General features: G+C 41.7%; 13 protein-coding genes and 2 tRNA genes. 4 read left to right on the top strand and 11 right to left on the bottom strand.

All coding sequences use genetic code 11. The features are described from left to right. Positions 1–197 precede the first annotated feature (197 nt). Both ACYQ4O_RS12140 and ACYQ4O_RS12135 read right to left on the bottom strand, forming a co-directional pair. Positions 198–274 (bottom strand) — tRNA-Asp (locus tag ACYQ4O_RS12140). 228 nt (positions 275–502) lie between these two features. Next, positions 503–579: transfer RNA gene (locus ACYQ4O_RS12135), tRNA-Asp, on the bottom strand. Between the two features lie 322 nt (positions 580–901). Here ACYQ4O_RS12135 and ACYQ4O_RS12130 point away from each other — a divergent pair. Then, positions 902–2,824, top strand: a complete 1,923-nt coding sequence (locus tag ACYQ4O_RS12130; RefSeq protein WP_460175782.1) for a peptidylprolyl isomerase — start codon at positions 902–904, stop codon at positions 2,822–2,824. 346 nt (positions 2,825–3,170) lie between these two features. Then, the gene (locus ACYQ4O_RS12125) at positions 3,171–4,610 is read left to right on the top strand and encodes a flavocytochrome c (RefSeq protein WP_308514897.1); all 1,440 of its coding nucleotides are present in this window, start codon (positions 3,171–3,173) and stop codon (positions 4,608–4,610) included. 96 nt (positions 4,611–4,706) lie between these two features. On the opposite strand, the gene ACYQ4O_RS12120 is transcribed toward ACYQ4O_RS12125, so the two are convergent. Genes ACYQ4O_RS12120 through leuS form a run of 6 tightly spaced genes read right to left on the bottom strand, consistent with a single transcriptional unit; the run spans position 4,707 to position 12,523 of the window. Further along, positions 4,707–5,813: an amidohydrolase gene (locus ACYQ4O_RS12120; protein ID WP_308514898.1), complete on the bottom strand. Its 1,107-nt coding sequence runs from the start codon at positions 5,811–5,813 to the stop codon at positions 4,707–4,709. A 4-nt stretch (positions 5,814–5,817) separates the two neighbouring features. Then, positions 5,818–7,026 carry a THUMP domain-containing class I SAM-dependent RNA methyltransferase gene (locus ACYQ4O_RS12115; protein ID WP_460175781.1) on the bottom strand — a complete coding sequence of 403 codons (1,209 nt, stop codon included), beginning with the start codon at positions 7,024–7,026 and terminating at the stop codon, positions 5,818–5,820. After that, complete coding sequence (locus tag ACYQ4O_RS12110; RefSeq protein ID WP_460175780.1) at positions 7,023–8,312, bottom strand: glutamate-5-semialdehyde dehydrogenase; 1,290 nt, start codon at positions 8,310–8,312, stop codon at positions 7,023–7,025. Before ACYQ4O_RS12110 ends, ACYQ4O_RS12115 begins: the two co-directional genes overlap by 4 nt. Positions 8,313–8,314: 2 nt before the next feature. After that, positions 8,315–9,301, bottom strand: a complete 987-nt coding sequence (gene holA / locus ACYQ4O_RS12105; protein WP_460175779.1) for a DNA polymerase III subunit delta — start codon at positions 9,299–9,301, stop codon at positions 8,315–8,317. Then, a complete protein-coding gene (locus ACYQ4O_RS12100) occupies positions 9,294–9,833 on the bottom strand; it encodes an LPS-assembly lipoprotein LptE (RefSeq protein WP_460175778.1) in 540 nt (179 codons plus the stop codon). The genes holA and ACYQ4O_RS12100 overlap by 8 nt, the downstream gene beginning before the upstream one ends. A gap of 56 nt (positions 9,834–9,889) precedes the next feature. Then, complete coding sequence (gene leuS, locus ACYQ4O_RS12095; RefSeq protein ID WP_460175777.1) at positions 9,890–12,523, bottom strand: leucine--tRNA ligase; 2,634 nt, start codon at positions 12,521–12,523, stop codon at positions 9,890–9,892. A 282-nt stretch (positions 12,524–12,805) separates the two neighbouring features. Between leuS and ACYQ4O_RS12090 the strand changes: the two genes are divergently transcribed. Next, on the top strand, positions 12,806–15,157 hold the full coding sequence (locus ACYQ4O_RS12090) for a UvrD-helicase domain-containing protein (RefSeq protein WP_460175776.1): 2,352 nt from the start codon (positions 12,806–12,808) through the stop codon (positions 15,155–15,157). An 855-nt stretch (positions 15,158–16,012) separates the two neighbouring features. Here the strand turns inward: ACYQ4O_RS12090 and ACYQ4O_RS12085 are convergent. Continuing rightward, positions 16,013–17,191, bottom strand: coding sequence for a Fic family protein (locus tag ACYQ4O_RS12085; protein ID WP_460175775.1), 1,179 nt, complete (start codon positions 17,189–17,191; stop codon positions 16,013–16,015). 315 nt (positions 17,192–17,506) lie between these two features. Here ACYQ4O_RS12085 and ACYQ4O_RS12080 point away from each other — a divergent pair, with 315 nt between their 5' ends. Further along, on the top strand, positions 17,507–17,635 hold the full coding sequence (locus tag ACYQ4O_RS12080; RefSeq protein WP_460175774.1) for a hypothetical protein: 129 nt from the start codon (positions 17,507–17,509) through the stop codon (positions 17,633–17,635). Between the two features lie 47 nt (positions 17,636–17,682). Here the strand turns inward: ACYQ4O_RS12080 and ACYQ4O_RS12075 are convergent, their stop codons facing one another. Both ACYQ4O_RS12075 and tnpA read right to left on the bottom strand, forming a co-directional pair. Then, the gene (locus ACYQ4O_RS12075) at positions 17,683–18,015 is read right to left on the bottom strand and encodes an H-NS histone family protein (protein WP_460175773.1); all 333 of its coding nucleotides are present in this window, start codon (positions 18,013–18,015) and stop codon (positions 17,683–17,685) included. A 362-nt stretch (positions 18,016–18,377) separates the two neighbouring features. Then, positions 18,378–18,755: IS200/IS605 family transposase (gene tnpA / locus ACYQ4O_RS12070; protein WP_460175772.1), on the bottom strand; the 378-nt coding region annotated here is incomplete at its 5' end.

Raw genomic sequence — 18,755 nt, 5'->3', positions numbered from 1 at the left:
TTGAGTGGATCTGAATTTCAACCAACTTCACACGGAATAAAAAAAATAAAAAAATTTTGAATCTTGCCTCGCAAGATTAGGGAATTTACTGACTTTTCTCCTTGACTTTGCTCCGGGTTCCAAAGATTTAGTCTGCCAGCTGCAATAACGAAGAAATGAAAAGGTCCGAACTTATTTAAAAATTCGGACCAAAATTTTGGCGGAGTGGACGGGACTCGAACCCGCGACCCTCGGCGTGACAGGCCGATATTCTAACCAACTGAACTACCACTCCTCTCTGTCGAAACGAATTGTTGACTACTTCGTTTTGCGAGAGAAGCGCATTGTACAGACTTTTTGAAATACTGCAAGTCCTGTCTTAAATTTTTTCAGATTTGTGGATTTCGGGATTTACAGGACAGATAAGTTTTCGCTCTGAGTGGTAACAAAAAAATCAGATTGAAAGAACAAACAACGAAAAATGAAAAGGTCCGAACTTATTTATAAATTCGGACCAAAATTTTGGCGGAGTGGACGGGACTCGAACCCGCGACCCTCGGCGTGACAGGCCGATATTCTAACCAACTGAACTACCACTCCTCTCTGTCGAAAAGAATTCTTGTTTGCTTCGTTTCGCGAGAGAAGCGCATTGTACAGGCTTTTCGAAATCATGCAAGTTAAATTTCAAAAACAATTCTAAATTTTTTTGTTTTTCAAAAAAATATTGAATTTTCAAATGGTTGTTGTGCATTGGAAAAGTTATTCAAAAAGTAACAAAGAAAAGGACTGCTCACAAATGCAATATGAGTCACTCAACGCTTTCTAAAATCGACATTTTTCGATGTGGGCTCGTGGTTAATAATCGCAAAATAGAGGATAATCAAAAGAATTTTTTAAACGTACCTGAAAGGAAGAGGACTAGATGTTCCAATCTTTTAGAAATCAAAAAAGATGGTTGATGCTCTTAGCGATGATTCTTATCATCCCGGCGTTTGTATTTATTGGTATTAACGGATACAGCCGTCTGAATCCTGACGCAAACGCAATCGCTAAAGTTGACGGCAAAGGGATCCAGCCTGAAGAATTTGATGCTGCTAAGCGCAATCATATTGAAAGAATCCGAGTCCAACAGGGTGGATCGGTGGATTCTTCATTGTTTGACACTCCGGAAGCAAATGCTGCAATTCTTTATAACTTAACGACCGAAAAAGCAGTTAACGCTTTGCTCCAACATCATTACATCAATATTTCTGAACAAGAAGCTATTAACTTTATTAAAAATGCTAAAGCTTTCCAGAAAGATGGGAAATTCAGCCCTGAACTTTACCAAAATTATTTAGCAGCAACTGGCAAAAGCGACGAACAATTCGTTTACGAATTAAGAAGAGATTTGGCCAAAGACCTCGTTATTAATGCTGTTTCAAGAACTGTAATCGTTCCTGCTAAAACTGCCGAGTTCTTAAATGCAGCTTTGCGGGAAGAAAGAGAGGTCAGAACTTTAGTCTTCTCCCCGGATGCTTATAGAAAGGACGTTAAGATTACTGAAGAGCAGATTCAGAAGTTCTATGACGATAACAAAGAAATGTTCCGAGTCCCGCAAACTTTGGACATTGAATACGTAGTGTTCTCCCCGGAAACTATCAAGGTTCAAGATAAGCCGTCACAAGAAGTCCTTAAACAATATTACGAACAGAATAAGAGCAAGTTCAGCCAGGAAGAAACCCGCCGTGCTTCTCATATTTTGATTGTTGCTGACGAAAATGAAAAAGATGCAGCTAAGGCAGATGCAGAAGCTAAGGCTAAAGCGGAAAAACTCTATGCTGAAGTTAAAGCAAATCCTGCTTCCTTTGCTGAAGTAGCAAAAGAAAATTCTGCTGATCCGGGAAGCGCTCGAAACGGTGGTGATTTAGACTTCTTCAGTAAAGGTATGATGGTTCCTGAATTTGAAAATGCAGTATTCTCAGCAAAGAAAGGAGACATCGTAGGACCGGTTAAATCTGAATTCGGTTACCACATCATTGAAGTGACAGACGTTCGTCCTGCCTCTATTAAGCCGTTCGAGGAGGTTGAACCTGAAATTTTGACTACCTGGCAAAATCAGCAGAGACATAATGTGTTTGCTGAAAATGCCGATACGTTCTCTAATATGGTTTACGAACAGAGCGAATCTTTGCAGCCCGTAGTTGAAAAGTTTGGCTTAAGTCTCCATAAGGCTCCCGGACTTACGGAAAACGGTTTCTTGGATCCTTCTCTAAATACTCCTGATATTAATAAGAGAGTAATTGCTGAACTCTTCCAGCCAGACTCAATTGCAGATAAGAGAAATATTTCTGCTGTAGAAATCAACAGTAATACTATCGTCTCCGCGAGAGTTGTTAAAGAAAATCCTGAGCATATTCGTTCTCTGAGCGAAGTTAAGAATGAAATCAAAGATTCTCTTGAACTCTCCGCTGCAACCGAATTAGCACGTCAAGCCGGCGAAGAAAAATTAAAAGAACTCCAAAACAAATCCAATCTCGCAGGCTTTGGAAAAACTATTACGGTATCCCGAGTCAATTCTTTGGGTCAGTCTCAGGATTTGATTTCGGCAGAGATGGCTATTCCCGTTAAGAATCTTCCTGCTTATACGGGTGCAATGAACCACGAAGATTACGTTATCTCTTATGTCGAATCTAGTAAGAGCGCTCCTAAGGATGACCAAGACTTTCAAAGAATCAAAGAAGAGTTAGCTCAAGCCGACTCTATGGGTGAAGAACTTGCTTACTATGATGCTTTGAAGAAACTCTACACATTAGAAATTCTAAAACCTGAGTATGATTACAAGCTTCCTACCGTGCTGAAATAATTAACTCTATTGTTTTATCAAGTCCTCCTTAGCGGGAGGATTTTTTTTTCTGAGTTGTATTTGATCTCCCAGCAGAGGTACCTAAAAAGTGTGGTAAAAAACATACTCTAAAAATGGATTTTTTCTGAGAAATAATGCGATTAGAGAAACGCAAAGAAAAAATAAAACATATTGATTTTTAAGGATAAAAATTTAATAAATTGTTATCCCTCCGTATTTTTCCCAAAGATTTAACCCTATAAGAAAATTGCAAAAATAATATAATTTTTAACAGTCAGTGCTCAGCTGACAAAGCTAGTGATTAAGCAACTAATTGCTAAATAGTACAAATTTAAGGAGAACTCCAATGAAAAAAATTCTCGTAGCATCACTTGTTTCTGCTGTGTTTGCTGTTCCTGCATTGGCAGCAGATAAAGCCGATGTCATCGTAGTCGGCGCTGGTGGTGCTGGTCTCTCCGCAGCTGTTACTGCTCATGATTTAGGCAAGAAAGTCATCGTTTTGGAAAAGATGGCTTACTTGGGAGGTAACACCAATCGTGCAGCTGGCGGATTGAACGCCGCAGAATCTCAGCCTCAAGCCAAGGCAGGTATCAAGGACAGTAAAGAATCTCACTACAACGACACAATGAAGGGCGGCAAGTACTTGAACAACCCTGATTTGGTCCACACTCTTACAGATCACGCTGCTGAGTCTGTTGACTTCATCAACGGCTTGGGTGGTGACTTGACAGACGTCGGTATGATGGCGGGTGCTTCCCAGAAGCGCTCTCACCGTCCGACAGGCGGTGGTTTCGTTGGTGCTAACGTTGTTAAAACTTTAGCTCAGGCTTCTAAGGACCGCGGTATTGATGTACGCACAATGGCTAAGGCTGATGAACTCATCGTTAAAGACGGTAAGGTTGTCGGTGTTAAGTACACAAAGGGCAAAAAACAGTATGAAGTCATGGCTCCTGCAGTTGTTTTGGCTGCCGGTGGCTTCTCTGCCAACCAGGATATGGTTGTTAAGTTGAATCCGAAGCTTAAAGGCTTTGCTACAACCAACCACACTGGCGCAACTGGCGACGGTATCACCTTAGGTGAAAAGGCTGGTGCTGCTACTGTTGACATGAAGCAGATTCAAACTCACCCGACAGTTGTTCCGGGCAAAGGCGAAATGATCACTGAAGCTGTTCGCGGCAACGGTGCTATCCTCGTTAACAAAGACGGCAAGCGCTTCATCAATGAACTTCAGACTCGCGACGTAGTTTCCGCTGCTGAACTCGCTCAAAAAGATAAAGTTGGCTTCCTCTTATTCGATAACGATGTTAGAAAGAGCCTTAAGGCCATCGAAACTTACATCAAGGGCGGTATGGTTACTGAAGGAAAAGATCTTCACGAACTCGCTCAGAAGATTGGTGTCGATGGAAAGCAGCTCCAGGCAACTGTAGATAAATACACTAAGGATCAGAAGGCTGGCAAAGATTCAGAATTCGGCCGTGCTGATATGCCAAGACCTCTTACTCAAGCCCCGTACTATGCAGTAATGGTTACACCTGCTGTTCACCATACAATGGGCGGTTTGAGAATTAACTCTCAGGCTCAGGTTCTTGACACTAAAGGTCACGTTATTCCTGGTCTCTTTGCTGCCGGTGAAGTTACAGGCGGTGTCCACGGTGCAAACCGTTTAGGCGGCAACGCTATGGCTGATATCGTTACATTCGGTAGAATCGCCGGACGTAATGCTTCCCAACAGCCGACAGGAGTTATTATTCCTCGCGGTGAAGCTCCAAAAGCAGCTGCTAAGTAATACGATCGTTAGGTAAAAACAGAGGCCGAGTGTTCGGCCTCTGGTTTTTCTCGAGAAATTCAAAAGCGCCTCAAGGGCGCTTTTTCAACGGTGGAATTAACCTACTTGGTTAAGAACCATCTTTTCTAATACTGCAACACCGTTGCGTAATGATTCTGGGTTCATAGTCATCTTCGGATCGTGAAGGCCCGGAGTGACGCCTGTACCTACGCCGATGTAGGCAGTACGAATAGAAGGTTTCTTCTGAACGAAATAGTGGAAATCTTCTCCGCCGCCTCCGCAGTCTTTGGCTAACTTGTCATCGCCCAAGACTTCTTTAATAATACCTGCGGTTTCAGCAACCAATCCTTCATCGTACTCAGCTGCAGGGATGATTCCGCCGGGGAAATTAACGGTAGCTTCAACGCCGACTGCCTCAGCGGCATTAAGGATAGCTCTCTTAATTTTGTCCAACATTTCTTTCATTGTCGGATTATCTTGAGCACGGCAGTCTAAGATCATCTTGCCATGGTCCGGAATGATGTTGGAGGCAGAACCGCAGCAGTTGATTGCTGTTACCTTGGCAGACCAAACTTTGCCCGGGTTCATCCAAATAGCATTAACTGCGTTAGTTGCTAAAACAGCTGCTTCAACAACGCTGCATCCTAAATGGGGACGAGCAGCATGACAAGTTTTGCCCTTTAATTCAACTTCAAGGAAAGTACTGGAAGTGTGGCGAACGGCAGCGCAAACTGTTCCGTCAGGAATATCTTGAATCGGGCGAACGTGAGCGCCGAAAGCAACGTCAACATCGTCGAGTACGCCATCTTCGATAGATCTTACTGCGCCAAGCAATGTCTCTTCAGCCGGCTGGAAGAAGAGTTTTACGCGTCCTTTCTTGACATTACCGACTAACTTAGCAGCTAAAGCAAGAAGCATAGCGGTATGAGAATCGTGACCGCATGCATGAATGGAGCATGGTTTGTTGTCGATTACGAATGGAAGGGCATCCATGTCGGCTCTTACCATGACTGTAGGACCAGGTTCAGTTCCGTCAATATAGGCGACGACACCGGTTCCTCCAATTCCTGTCTGCGGGTTAAGACCAAGCTCTTTGAGCTTATTAACAACATATTTTGAAGTTTTTTCTTCATGGAATCCCAATTCCGGCATTTCATGAAGCTCAGTTCTCATTTGTACTACATCGAAGTCTTTTTCAGACATATTCTTATTCCTTTGGTGATGAGGTTTTCACTGCCTTCGACTCTCTGCGGTTGGAACCGGGAATCATCAAAAAGCGGAAGAATCTGCATTCCAGCGGACCGTTAAAGATCACTATCTTTCTAGATTCCTGCAATCTCATTTGACGAGGTAAGTTCAGATCGCTGGTAAGCATCCAAACAACCCAGTTCTCAAAATTATGCTTGAGGTTGTCAGCAACGTTTTTCATCATGGAAGCAACTGAAGCAGACTTCGGATTTGATTGTTCACCGTAAGGAGGGTTTGCAATTATGACTCCGGGAGTCTCCGATGTTGGTCGTGCCTCTCTTGCATCGCATGGGAAAAACTTAATTTTACGCTCAATCAATAGCTTTGTTAATCCGGCTAACTGGGCATTCTTACTGGCCTTCTCTATGATCTGAGTAGAAATATCGCTGCCTGCAAGATTAATATCGACGTCCCAATTGATGGCGGCTCTTGCTTCAGTTTTAAGGCCTTGCCAGACTTCAGAATTAAAGAATTTAAATTTTTCAAATCCGAATCTTCTTGTGATGCCCGGAGCCATATTGATTGCGATTGTGGCTGCTTCAATAATAATCGTTCCTGATCCGCAGAAGGGATCATATAAGGGCTGAGAAGGCTCCCAACCGGAAAGTCCGATCAATCCTGCGGCCAGGTTTTCTTTCAGCGGTGCTTCTCCTTTATCCCGTCTCCAACCTCTCTTGAACAAGGACTCACCGGAGGTGTCAAGATAGAGGGTGACTTTTTGGTTGTCTACAAAAACGAAAATCTGGATATCCGGGTTGTGTTTTTCAACGTCCGGGCGAGCTCCCGATCTTTCGCGGAAACGGTCACAAACGGCATCCTTAACTCTTAAAGTTAGGAAGTTTATGCTCTTGAGAGGGCAATTCTTGGCTGACAGAGAAATCTTGATGGACTGTTTTTCCGTAAAGTAATTTTCCCAAGGAATGGAGAAGGTGAACTTGTAGATGTCGTCTTCCGTTCTGTAGTTTCTCTCGCCTACCTCCAGAAGAATACGTGAAGCATATCTCGTCCAAAGATTTGCCTTCATCATTCCCAGCGTTGTTGTTGTGAAGAAGCAGCCGGCCTTTTTTGACTTGAATTCAGTAATGCCCAACTGTTTAAGCTCTTCTTCGAAGAGACTTTCTAAAGAAAGAGGTATTACGGCGTAGTATTTGTTTAGCTTTTCGCTCATTTTCTTAATTCCCCGTGTCCAATTACGATGTACTTAAGGCTGGTCAGTCCCTCCAGACCAACGGGGCCTCTAGCATGTAACTTATCGTTGGAAATGCCGATTTCTGCTCCTAGGCCATATTCAAAGCCGTCTGCAAATCTGGTGGAGGTGTTGAGCATGACGGAAGAGGAATCGACTTCTCTAAGAAATTTTTGACTAGATACCAAATTGTTAGTGATGATGGCATCCGTGTGTTTAGATCCGTATTGATTAATGTGTTCTATCGCTTTATCCACACTAGAGACTATTTTTATAGAAAGAATAGGAGCGTTATATTCTGTTGACCAATCTTCTTCGGATGCAGTTTTGATGTCATCGAAGCCTGCGTCCGTCAGAATTTTTCTTGATTCTGGATCGCAGCGGAGCTCCACTCCTTTCTCTAAATAAATAGAGGTCATTTTTGGAAGAAAGATGGCTGCGATATTTTTATTCACAAGAAGAGTTTCCATAGCGTTGCATGGAGAAAATCTCTGTGTCTTTGCATTGTCACACACTTTCCAAGCGAGTTCCAAATCCGCACTCATATCAACATAAGTATGGCAGATGCCGTCCAAGTGTTTGATCATCGGAACGGTGGCTTCTTCCATAAGTCTTGAAATTAAGCTCTTTCCGCCTCTGGGCACAATTACATCTACGTATTTTCTGGCTGTGATAAGAGCACCGACCAATTCTCTATCCGGATTAGTGATAACTTGAACTGATTCTTCGGGAAGATAGTTAAGTCTCAAAGCTTCTTGGATGCATTCGCCAAGGACTTGGTTAGAGCATCGGGCATCGGAGCCTCCACGCAAGATGACGGCATTTCCGCTTTTCAAACATAAAGCCGCGGCATCAATCGTTACATTCGGACGAGATTCGTAGATGATTCCGATTACTCCGAGGGGGACTCTCATCCTTCCGACTTGGATGCCGGAGGGCTGAGGCTTCATCTCTAAGATTTCCCCAATCGGGTCGTTGAGTCCTGCGATTTGTTTTAAGCCAATGCACATTTGGTTTAAAACTTTCTCTGAAATCGTTAATCTGTCAAGAAAGGCTTCGGACAATCCTTTCTCTTTACCCGCTATTAAATCTTTTTCATTTGCGAGATAGATTTTCTCAGCATTTTTTAAAAGCAAATCAGCAAGAGTATTTAGAGTGTTGTTTTTTACTTGGGCAGGAGTTTTAGCCAGAATGGTGGCTGCTTTTCGTGCCTTTTCTCCAAGATTTTTCATGTATTCAGCATTTTGTGCGCTAATGGTAGAGGACATAATTATTTCCTGCTAATACAAAGTAAAAGAGCTGCGGCTTTTAATTCTTGCCATGGATCTCCTTGCGATTGTGAAACCTTAAAGCCTTTGGACATTTTTTCTACATTGTTGTAGCGATGTACCACTTTTTCCAAAAGAGCCAAAGGCACACGGCGAGCAAGGTTTGCAAGCATCGTTTTGCGAGAAGGCAAGCCTCTTATAGAAGAAGGAGAGCCTCCTTGATTTAATAGAATCAGATTTCTAATATCATCATTCAAAAGCCAAAGGAAGGAGGGGATGCTTACGTTTTCTCCTTTAAGACCATCAATGATTTTTGAAATTCGTTGGACGTTACCTTCAAGAATTGAATCAGCCAAATCTTGAGGATTGAATCGAGAAACATCTGAAACCGCTTCTAAAAGGTCTTTCAGCTCTATATTTCCCGGAGGACAAAGAAGGGCAAGTTTGTTGATTTCCTGAGCACAAGCCAGTAAATTGCCTTCGGTAGAGGCGGCTAAGAATTGCGCTGCCTCTTCAGAAAGATTTTGCCCGTTTATCGAAGCTCTTTTTCTAATCCACCCTGGTAGTTGCTGTCTGGAAACTAGTCCGGCGTTAATAATGGCCGCAGACGAAGAGATTTTTTTAAACCAGGCTTTTTTTTGATATTCATATAAGGCGCCGGGCAAAGAAATCACCGCAATTAGACCATCACCGACTGCTTCGGCTAAAGCGGCCAGGGTTTCGGGGCCTTTTTTTAAACCCGGATTTCCCGTGGTCAACCTGATTTCAATGAGCTTTTTCTCTCCGAAAAGGGACATATCACCCATCGATTGAAGAAGAGGAGAATAATCCGACGTTCCGTCAAAATTAAAGCTGACTCTTTCAGTAAAACCTTGTTTTCTAGCTTCAGCTCTTATTTGGTCCAAGGACTCAATAGCAATGAGATCCTCTTCTCCGACAATGATAGTTAGAGGATTGAGTCTAACGGAGGTTCCTGCAAAATTAGCCATCGACTTTCTTAGCTTGTTGCACCTGTTCCGGCGTGAGATGAGAGAGTCGGTTAACAATTAAATGGATGATGTTCGTTTCCATTTCTTGATATAGAAGCTGTTCTTCCTGGGCACGGCCGTTGTAATCGCGTTCGTCCCATGTCATTTCTCTGGAAGTAGAGACTGTAGTTGGAGGAATAACTTCGGCTCCGTTTTGCAAAGTAACGGTAAAACGGGCTGATAAGATTAAGCTGTATATTCTGGCCTGACCTTCGGAGTTATAAGCCAAAATAGAAGATCCACGGTTCAAAGAGATGAGTTTAAAGATGGCTTCGGCTTTTTCTTTATCTTCGACAATTTCTATGTCCGTACGGGCGCGGAGATTTCGCTTGATCATGGCTCCGATTGCAGAGTTCGGCCCTAAATCAATGCACATGCTCTCGAGAGGTACTTCTTGAATTCCTCTTAGATGCCATCCGCATCCGCTTAGCAGCAGGGCAGAGAATGCGACAAAGGAACGTCTGGACAATCCGCCGGTATTTTTAAAACTCATGGGTTTTTCACTTTGGAAAAGAGGCAGGAAGAAGCTTCCTGCCTCCGGTTTATCAACTAAACAACAATGTTAACAAGTTTCTTCGGAACCACGATAATCTTTCTTGGTTCCTTGCCGTCGATGAAGCGGACAGCATCCGGATTTGCCAACGCTGCTTTCTTAATGTCCTCAGTGCCGGCGTCAACAGGAACAGTGAATTGACCTCTTAACTTGCCGTTGATCTGGATCATGTACTTGATTTCGTCAGAAACCAAGGCAGAATTGTCCACTTCAGGCCATGCGGCATCCAAAATGGATGTGCCGGTTCTTTCTTCGTAACCCAAATCTTCAAATAATTGAGCGCAAATATGAGGCGCAATCGGATAAAGGGTACGAAGCAGAATGGAAAAGCCTTCATTGATAACGGCTTTCGTTCCTTGTTGATCCTTGTTTTTCAAGGTATCCAAAGAGTTCAGCATCTTCATTGCGGCAGAAACAACGGTGTTGTACTGCATGCGGTCCAAGTCATAAGTGGCTTGTTTGAGAGCTGTGTAAATTTCTTTTCTGACTTCTTTATCTTCATGAGACAAAGGAGCGCCAACAACCTGAACGTTTTCGCGGATAATGTCCTGGTTCTTGAAGCCAAAAGCCCATAAGCGCTTCAGGAAGCGGAAGGTACCTTCCGCTCCGGAATCGCTCCAAGCAGCGCTCTGGTCGGGTGGTCCGGCGAACATAACGAAAGCACGGGCGGTATCGGCACCGAATTTGCCGATAATCGCAGACGGCTCAACAACGTTATTCTTGGATTTAGACATCTTTTCAATGCCGCCGCTCTTGACCGGAAGTCCGTCTTCCTTGCAGGTAATGCTAACCGGTTTGCCCTTAGCATCGTATTCAATATTCAATTCGCTCGGATAGAACCAGCGTTTTCCGCCGTCAGGCAGTTCTCGGTAATAGCATTCTGCGGTAAGCATGCCTTGAGTAAAGAGGCGTTTGAACGGTTCGTCAAAGTTAACCAAGCCCAGGTCACGCATTACTTTGGTCCAGAAACGTGCATAGAGCAAATGGAGCACCGCATGCTCAATACCGCCGATATACTGATCCATTGGCATCCAGTAATCATTGCGCTTGTCAACCATGGCTGTATCACAATCAGGAGAGCAATAGCGCATGTAGTACCAGCTGGAGTCTACGAAGGTATCCATGGTATCGGTTTCTCTCTTAGCAGGAGCACCGCATTTCGGACACTTGCAATTCAAGAAAGCTTCGTCTTTATTGAGAGGATTGCCGGAGCCGTCCGGAATCAAGTTTTCGGGAAGTATTACCGGAAGGTCTTCTTCAGGGACCGGCACCGGGCCGCAGTGAGGACAGTGAACGATAGGAATCGGTGTGCCCCAATATCTCTGACGGGAGATGCCCCAGTCACGCAAACGGTATTGAACTTGGAGGTAGCCGAGATCAAGTGCTTTTAGGTCAGCTGCAACGGCTTCACGGGCTTCTTCGAAATTCAGGCCGTTATATTTGCCGGAATTCACGCAGAAAATATTTTCTTTATCTGCATACCAATCATGCCATTGGGTTTTGTCAAATTCATGACCTTCTTTACCGATCACTTGTTCGATAGGCAGACCGTACTTGAGGGCAAATGCGAAATCTCTTTCATCGTGAGCCGGTACGCCCATGACAGCGCCTTCACCGTAAGACATAAGCACATAGTTGCCCACCCACACTTCAACATCTTTACCGGTAAGAGGATGTTTAACATAAAAGCCGGTCGGAATGCCTTTCTTTTCCATTGTGGCGATATCGGCTTCTGAAACAGAACCTTTTTGGCATTCTTTGACAAAGGCATCGACAGTCGGATTATCTTTAGCCAGGCGCAGTGCAAGAGGATGTTCTGCCGCAACTGCCACAAAAGTCACACCCATAATTGTGTCGGGTCTTGTTGTATAGACTTTGAGAACTTTTTTCTCGCCGTCCAACTCATATGGGAAGCTGCAATTTACACCGTAAGATTTGCCGATCCAGTGTTCTTGCATGCGGCGCACCTGTTCGGGCCAGCCGTCAAGAAGCTTTAAATCTTCCAAGAGTTCTTCAGCGTACTGCGTGATGCCTAAGTAATACCCAGGAATTTCTCTTTTTTCTACGGGAGCTCCGCTGCGCCAGCCCTTACCGTCAATTACCTGTTCATTTGCAAGGACGGTGTGATCAACCGGGTCCCAGTTGACGATCTGAGTCTTGCGGTAAGCAATGCCTTTTTCAAGCATTTTTAAGAACATCCACTGATTCCAGCGGTAGTAATCCGGTTTGCAAGTTGTGACTTCGCGAGACCAGTCAAAAGCTAAGCCTAATGGTTCCATTTGGCTTTTCATATCGGCGATGTTTTGATAGGTCCACTCAGCCGGAGCAACTTTCTTATTGATAGCTGCATTTTCCGCAGGCAAGCCGAAGGAGTCCCAGCCCATCGGAGTCATGACATTCATACCTTTCATGCGAAGGTATCTGTACATAACGTCATTGAGGGTGTAATTTCTGACATGCCCCATATGAAGCTTTCCGCTCGGGTATGGAAGCATTGAACAGACATAGAACTTGGGTTTTTCTTTCCCGTTGGCATCTAAAGCGTGTTCTACCGCGCGGTAGACATCTTTGGCGCGCCAGTGGGCTTGTTGAGTGGTCTCAACTTCTGACGGTTCGTAAGTTTCGCGCATTTCTTCTTCGATTGAATGATCTATTTGAAAATCCTTTAATTATAAGGTTGGTTGTCCTTCTATTTTTTTACTCTTTGTGGTCAATTAATGTATTTCTATGCGTTAATTAGCAGGATTTTGAGCTTTGTTAAGAAAAAACTTTTATTATCAATTGGTTGAAAACGAAAATACAAAAAGGTTCTTTTCTGCAGTGAATCACAAACTCCAAATCTTTTAACCAAATAGGTGGTACGAACTAGGAATTCTCATTAGACTTCACTTCCTCAAAAAAAGGAAGAAATAATGTCTAGTGATTTAATAGCAAATTTAAATGAGCAGCAAAAGGCCGCTGTTACTTTGCCGGAGGTGTCCTCTCTTATTCTTGCCGGGGCAGGTTCCGGTAAGACTAGCGTTTTGATTTCAAGAATTGCTTTCCTCTTGGAACACAGGCTTTGTACTCCTGCTGAGTTATTTGCTGTTACCTTCACAAATAAAGCGGCACGTGAAATGATGACCCGTCTTCAAGCAAAGATGCCTCTAAACACTCGAGCGATGTGGGTAGGTACCTTCCACGGTCTATGCAACCGAATGCTGAGACTTCATCATGAGGCCGCCGGCTTACCGGCCGCATTTGCCATCTTGGACATGAGCGATCAGCTTGGGGCTATCAAGAGGATTATGAAGGCCAACAACATTAATGAAGAAGTTCTTCCTGCCCGAAAGATTCAAAACTATATCAATAAGCAAAAAGAAGAAGGAATTCGAGCCAAGGATATTAAACCTTACGGCTTCGGCGAAAGAGACTTGCTTAGAGTCTATGAAATTTACGAAAAAGTCATTAATAGAGAAGGGGCCGTTGATTTCGGAGAGCTTATCCTCCGCACTTACGAAATGCTGCTGAACAACGAACCGATTCGTCAGCATTACCAAGACAGATTTAAATTTATTTTGGTTGACGAGTTTCAAGATACCAATAAGCTTCAGTACAAATTTCTCAAACTGTTGGCCGGTCACGGAGAAGAGGGCAGAAAACCTAACGCCGTGTTCGCTGTGGGTGACGATGACCAGTCTATTTATGCTTTCCGCGGTGCTAACGTCGGCAATATGAAGGACTTCATCAGAGATTTTGCCATTGGGGAGCCAATCCGTTTGGAACAAAACTACCGCTCTCAAGGCAATATTTTAGATGCAGCTAACTATTTGATTTCGAATAATAGTGATCGTCTTGGTAAGAATCTCTGGACACAATCGGGGAAAGGGGATCTTATTCGTGTTTTCAAGGCCGGAGATGAGGCTGAAGAAGCAGCTTTTGTGGTTGACAACATCAAAGACTTTGTTAGAAACGGCGAGGATCTTCGTGAGATTGCCATTCTTTACCGCTCTAATGCTCAGTCTCGTGCTCTCGAAACTGAGTTGACCAGACGCGGGGTGAAATACACCGTTTACGGCGGCTTACGGTTCTTTGATCGTGCTGAAATTAAGAACGCCCTTGCATATTTAAGACTGGCGGAAAACACCGCAGACGATTCTGCATTTATGAGAGTGGTGAATTTACCGGCAAGAGGCATCGGTGCAAAGACAGTCGAAAATCTCATTGATTTGGCTCGAGACAACCAGATTTCATTATTTGAAGCAACTCAGTTGCTTTCCGGAGCAGCGGCAAATAAGGTAAGAGTTTTCACAGACATTATCAATGACATCCGTTCAAAGAGATTCTCTCTTCCTTTGACGGCACTTATTAATTACACCGTACAAAGAAGCGGTCTCAAAGCACTTTATGAAGCAGATGAAAACGGAGCTGAACGCTTAGAGAACTTGGAAGAATTAACTTCATCTGCCGCTGCTTTTCTGAGTCAAGAAGGATTTGAAGATGACTCCAAGGAAAACGTGGATAACTTAAGTCCGCTGACTTTGTTCCTTTCTCAAGCCACGCTGGAAGCCGGTGACAACCAAGCAAAAGCAGGTGAGGAAGCTGTGCAGTTGATGACCATCCATGCTTCCAAAGGTCTGGAGTTTAACAATGTGTTTATTACCGGATTGGAGAACGGACTGTTCCCGCATGATAAGTGTCTAGCAGAACCAAAAGAGCTTCAAGAAGAAAGAAGATTGATGTATGTAGCCATCACCCGCTCACGCAAAAAGCTGTATTTGACTTATGCAGCTCAGAGACTTCTTCACGGTATGCCCCGCTATAACGTTAAGAGTTCTTTTTTAGACGAGCTTCCTGCAGATGCTCTGAAGTGGCTCACTCCGAAAGAAGATTCTGACTCTTATTCGTCCTTCGGCAGCGGCAGAAGCGGCGGGGGATACTATGGCTCTTATAACAGTAAAAATTCCTGGTCAGAAGATAAGGGAAATAGTTATTCAGGTTATAAGAAAACATATAGAAATAATGAAAATGTACCTGAATGGGCCAAGAATATAGGTATTACTAAAGAAGATAAAAACAAGATTAATAGTATTCGCCAAAGTTCTAAAAACTCAGATGGATATAACATTGGAACTGTTGTTTTTCATGAGAAATTTGGTGAAGGAAAGATCAAAAATATAGAAGGGCAGGGAGAGAATAAGAAGATCGAGGTAGCTTTCAAAACAAGTGGAGTTAAAAATCTTCTTTTAGCAATTGCACAGAAAAAAATGAGAATAGTTAGATAAGAAACATATTATTTAGTTAACAAGAAATTCTCTTAATAAAAGTTAAGTTTCTATATTAACTTTACATTAAACAGTAACCCTTCTTCTTCATTTCGCTTAGTACCTGAAACTAGGAAGAAGGGTTTTCATTTATTTAAGTGTTTATCTATCAGAAAATAAATATAAGTAATGGCTGTTTTACTAGGAATAGATAATTAAATAGAGACCAATAGAATAATATTAGCTAACAGGATTAGATTTTAGATTAATTTTATTAACTAACTAATTGAATAAACATGAAATAATTAGTAAAATTTTTAAGAATTTGAATTAATTTTTATTTTTAGTTAACTTAGATATACAAATTAATTAAATATTTTCAGATAGATCTATCTGTAAAAATTATATAAAAAGTAAATTTGTCTTATAACTTGTTTCAATACATAGATAAACGGTTTATTTAACATTGATCATCTGTATATTGAATAAATCGTTTTTTGTATAGGAGGGTTTTAAATTGATTTACAAATCAAAATTAAAGTGATAATTTTGAGATATTCTTAGCAAGAAAAGCAGATAGCTTTAAGTGCTATAAAAATGATTTTGTCGTTACCTCCCAAATAATTTTATAGATTGGTAAATAAGAAAAATTATTGACTTTTATTTCAAAGAAAAATTTAAAAATATCTCTAATAAACATCCGCTCACACTAATATTTTAATTTCTATCTATCTTTTAAGAAGTTATTTATTGTCTCTATCTATATTTAATTGTGAATACAATATTGAGATAGCAATAATAAATAAGATAAGTTTTATTTATTTGTTTTTCTAAATGTAGTTTCTATTTCAGAATTATTAGAAATACAAAAATAGATTAAGCAGGTTCTTTTTTAGTACGACCTGGGGTGCCTTTTTGGTACAAAGGAATAAATGGATCTATTTCCCGGCGGAAAGTTTGGAAGGAATATTCTCTGTTTTCTAGAGCTTCAATAAGCCGCTTATGGAAGAAAATCTTGTCTCTCCCATCTTCGACTCTTTCTAAAATGTCAGCTCTCGTCAAATCATTCAATATGTGACTTGCAACTTGGCGGCGTGTGCCGGTTTTACTGGAAAATTCTCCGGTTCTGCAAGCTGGACATTCAAATATGGCTGGTAAGAAAGCCACATGAGTTCCTAATCCGATTTCTTGAAGATATATCTTACTTTGTTCGTAGAGGCGTTCAATTGCCTTTAGTAACTCTAGGCTGTAGTTAAAAGCGCGAGAAAGATTGTTCAAGGAATATTTAAGATATGGAGTCCACTGACGTGTCCTTAGGCCATATAGTCTTTCTTCAATTCCGAAGTGCGCCGTGGTATTTTTTGCCTTTCCTAATTGAATACAAGGGAAGGGAGAGTCGATTCCTTTTCTAAGCAAGCCAATTTGATAGAGGATTTGACTTGTTCTTTCGTTGTGTTTGTTCAAAGGAGAAAGGGCAACGAAATATAAAACGGTAAGAATCAAATGTACATACGGGTCCATGTCACGGATTTCTCTTGCATAGACCTCCCAATTGTTCATTTGTTTCTTTAGTTTTGAGCCGAACATAATCTCTTCTTCAGGGAAAAACGGTTTTTCATGTAGAGGATCGTCCGACAATCTCCAAGAAATTTTGTCCTGAATGAAGAAGTTAGCAATTTCTACTATAGTTTTAGTAGAAATATATGAAAGATTTGAATTCGGATAAAGTTCCAGACAAGCGTTGACATAGCTCTCCATTCTTACCATGGAAAGTTCAGAGGGATTTGGCACGATTGTGGAATAAAAATATTCCTTAAGAGTGAAGGGCTCTTCTTTTGAATAAAGCTGCTCTTTTGCCTCTACGATTGTCATCAGTTTTCCGATAGTGGCAGGAAAAACGCTCGTAGCAAAAGCTTCTCTAAAGTCGCTGATACCTCTGGCCAGAGCCAGACAGGATCGAAGAACAGGAATATCTTCCAGCTTTTCCGAATCTCTCGGAGGCGGAAGGCTAATTGTTCCTTGGGAGGCGGCTTGTCTTAAACCTTGTAGTTCCATTTTTCTTGCTTTTCGAAAGAGCTGATATGTTACATGAACAAAACTTTGTGCGGATTAACACTAACTTCGAACTGTAATAGGGTACCTGAACCTTTGATTTTTTGCTTAACGTTCAAGCGAAACGAAAAGTAATAAAAACATAAAGTTGTAATAGATGTTTCTTAATATTAACAAATACGACTTTCGGATAATAGTGTTTCTACTAACAAGAAAAAACCCTAACTCGAATGTTGTTAGAATGAGTTCGTTAGTATTTTTAGCACCCCGAGAAAGAAAATGGTTTCATCCTCGTTAAGATGCCATAAGAGTCCAAAAATGTTGGCAAAGAGCCACTCCTCTGCTTTAAGCTGCAACCGCAGAAGATGTCTTTATCAGCTTGGGATTCTCAAGCATAAAACCATTAGCGATGTAAGATTGGTTGACGAGCCTAAGACTCGTCACTGAAATTTAATCTGGAAAATAGAAAGGAGCCGTGCGGCTCCTTTCTATTTCTAAGAGCCTCTGGGTTCAAATGAATGCGGAAGAATTCGGAAGTCTTCTGCGGTTTTTCCTTCCTCTTCAGCTTGCTGCAGCCACAATGGCTTTCTGCCTCTGCCGGCCCAAGTCTCCCCATTGGGTCCAATAAATTTTGGTGCAATAGAGTTGGATCTTTTCATGGCTTTCTTAAGGCCAAGTTCCTGGGGTGCAAAATCGTATTCTTTAATCAGCTCTCGACAGATATTTAAAGCGTCCTCACGAGCTTTTTTGGAAGCTTCTTCAATTTGTTTATCTAATGCGTCTCTTTGAGCTTTTAGATTTCTAAGTTCTAAGATTTGAGGTTCCATGGCTCTACATCGTTACTAATCAATTCCTCTTCATATTACTACAAAAAAATTATTTTTTTAAACTAACTATCTTTTTTTAGTTTGTTGAATAGAAAAAAATATTCATTAAAAAACATGATGTTGTATCTTAGGTAAAGAAAATGAGATTATTTTCTCGTCAAAATGAGATAAAAATTAAATTAAACAGGTTTTCTTTGTTTAAATAATTTATGAGTTTTAGTTATTATTTTTTTATAAAGATAAACAATAAAAAAATAGTAAATAATTTGTTTTTCAAAAAAGAACTATTTGGATTTATCAGACCGACCCGTAAAACACCGTCCTTTAGGACGGGGATATAAGGGTCGAATATAATAATTTTTTCAGTCAGGCGTATTCTGTTGTTCAATGTACTGTTTGATAATAGAAATAGGGGCACCCCCACAACTTGCAGCAAAATAAGAAAGAGCCCAGAGAGCATCCCTCCATAACAGGCTACGAATGGAGGGATATTTCTTTTTTCGAATAAGACGGCCCGATACTCCTTTCAGAGAATTGACTGAACGAGATATAGAGACTTTAGGTGGGTAAGTAATTAACAAATGAACGTGATATTTTTCGCCATCAAACTCCGCTAAGTCAGCTTCAAAATCATTACAAACTGAGGGAAAAATTATTTTCAGTGCGTCCAATATCTGTTTGGTAAATACATATCGTCTGTACTTAGTGGCAAAGACCAAATGAATATGCAAATTCAAAAG

It is taken from the genome of Turicimonas sp. TL08, assembly GCF_054660695.1.
Note: the sequence above shows the minus strand (reverse complement) of the source record. Positions and strands in the feature narration are given on the sequence as shown.

Bases quoted from the DNA above. Each gene is read 5' to 3' on its own strand.
- ACYQ4O_RS12130 (WP_460175782.1), top strand. From the start codon at position 902: ATGTTCCAATCTTTTAGAAATCAAAAAAGATGGTTGATGCTCTTAGCG.
- ACYQ4O_RS12125 (WP_308514897.1), top strand. From the start codon at position 3,171: ATGAAAAAAATTCTCGTAGCATCACTTGTTTCTGCTGTGTTTGCTGTT.
- ACYQ4O_RS12120 (WP_308514898.1), bottom strand. From the start codon at position 5,813: ATGTCTGAAAAAGACTTCGATGTAGTACAAATGAGAACTGAGCTTCAT.
- ACYQ4O_RS12115 (WP_460175781.1), bottom strand. From the start codon at position 7,026: ATGAGCGAAAAGCTAAACAAATACTACGCCGTAATACCTCTTTCTTTA.
- ACYQ4O_RS12110 (WP_460175780.1), bottom strand. From the start codon at position 8,312: ATGTCCTCTACCATTAGCGCACAAAATGCTGAATACATGAAAAATCTT.
- holA (WP_460175779.1), bottom strand. From the start codon at position 9,301: ATGGCTAATTTTGCAGGAACCTCCGTTAGACTCAATCCTCTAACTATC.
- ACYQ4O_RS12100 (WP_460175778.1), bottom strand. From the start codon at position 9,833: ATGAGTTTTAAAAATACCGGCGGATTGTCCAGACGTTCCTTTGTCGCA.
- leuS (WP_460175777.1), bottom strand. From the start codon at position 12,523: ATGCGCGAAACTTACGAACCGTCAGAAGTTGAGACCACTCAACAAGCC.
- ACYQ4O_RS12090 (WP_460175776.1), top strand. From the start codon at position 12,806: ATGTCTAGTGATTTAATAGCAAATTTAAATGAGCAGCAAAAGGCCGCT.
- ACYQ4O_RS12085 (WP_460175775.1), bottom strand. From the start codon at position 17,191: ATGGAACTACAAGGTTTAAGACAAGCCGCCTCCCAAGGAACAATTAGC.
- ACYQ4O_RS12080 (WP_460175774.1), top strand. From the start codon at position 17,507: ATGTTGGCAAAGAGCCACTCCTCTGCTTTAAGCTGCAACCGCAGAAGA.
- ACYQ4O_RS12075 (WP_460175773.1), bottom strand. From the start codon at position 18,015: ATGGAACCTCAAATCTTAGAACTTAGAAATCTAAAAGCTCAAAGAGAC.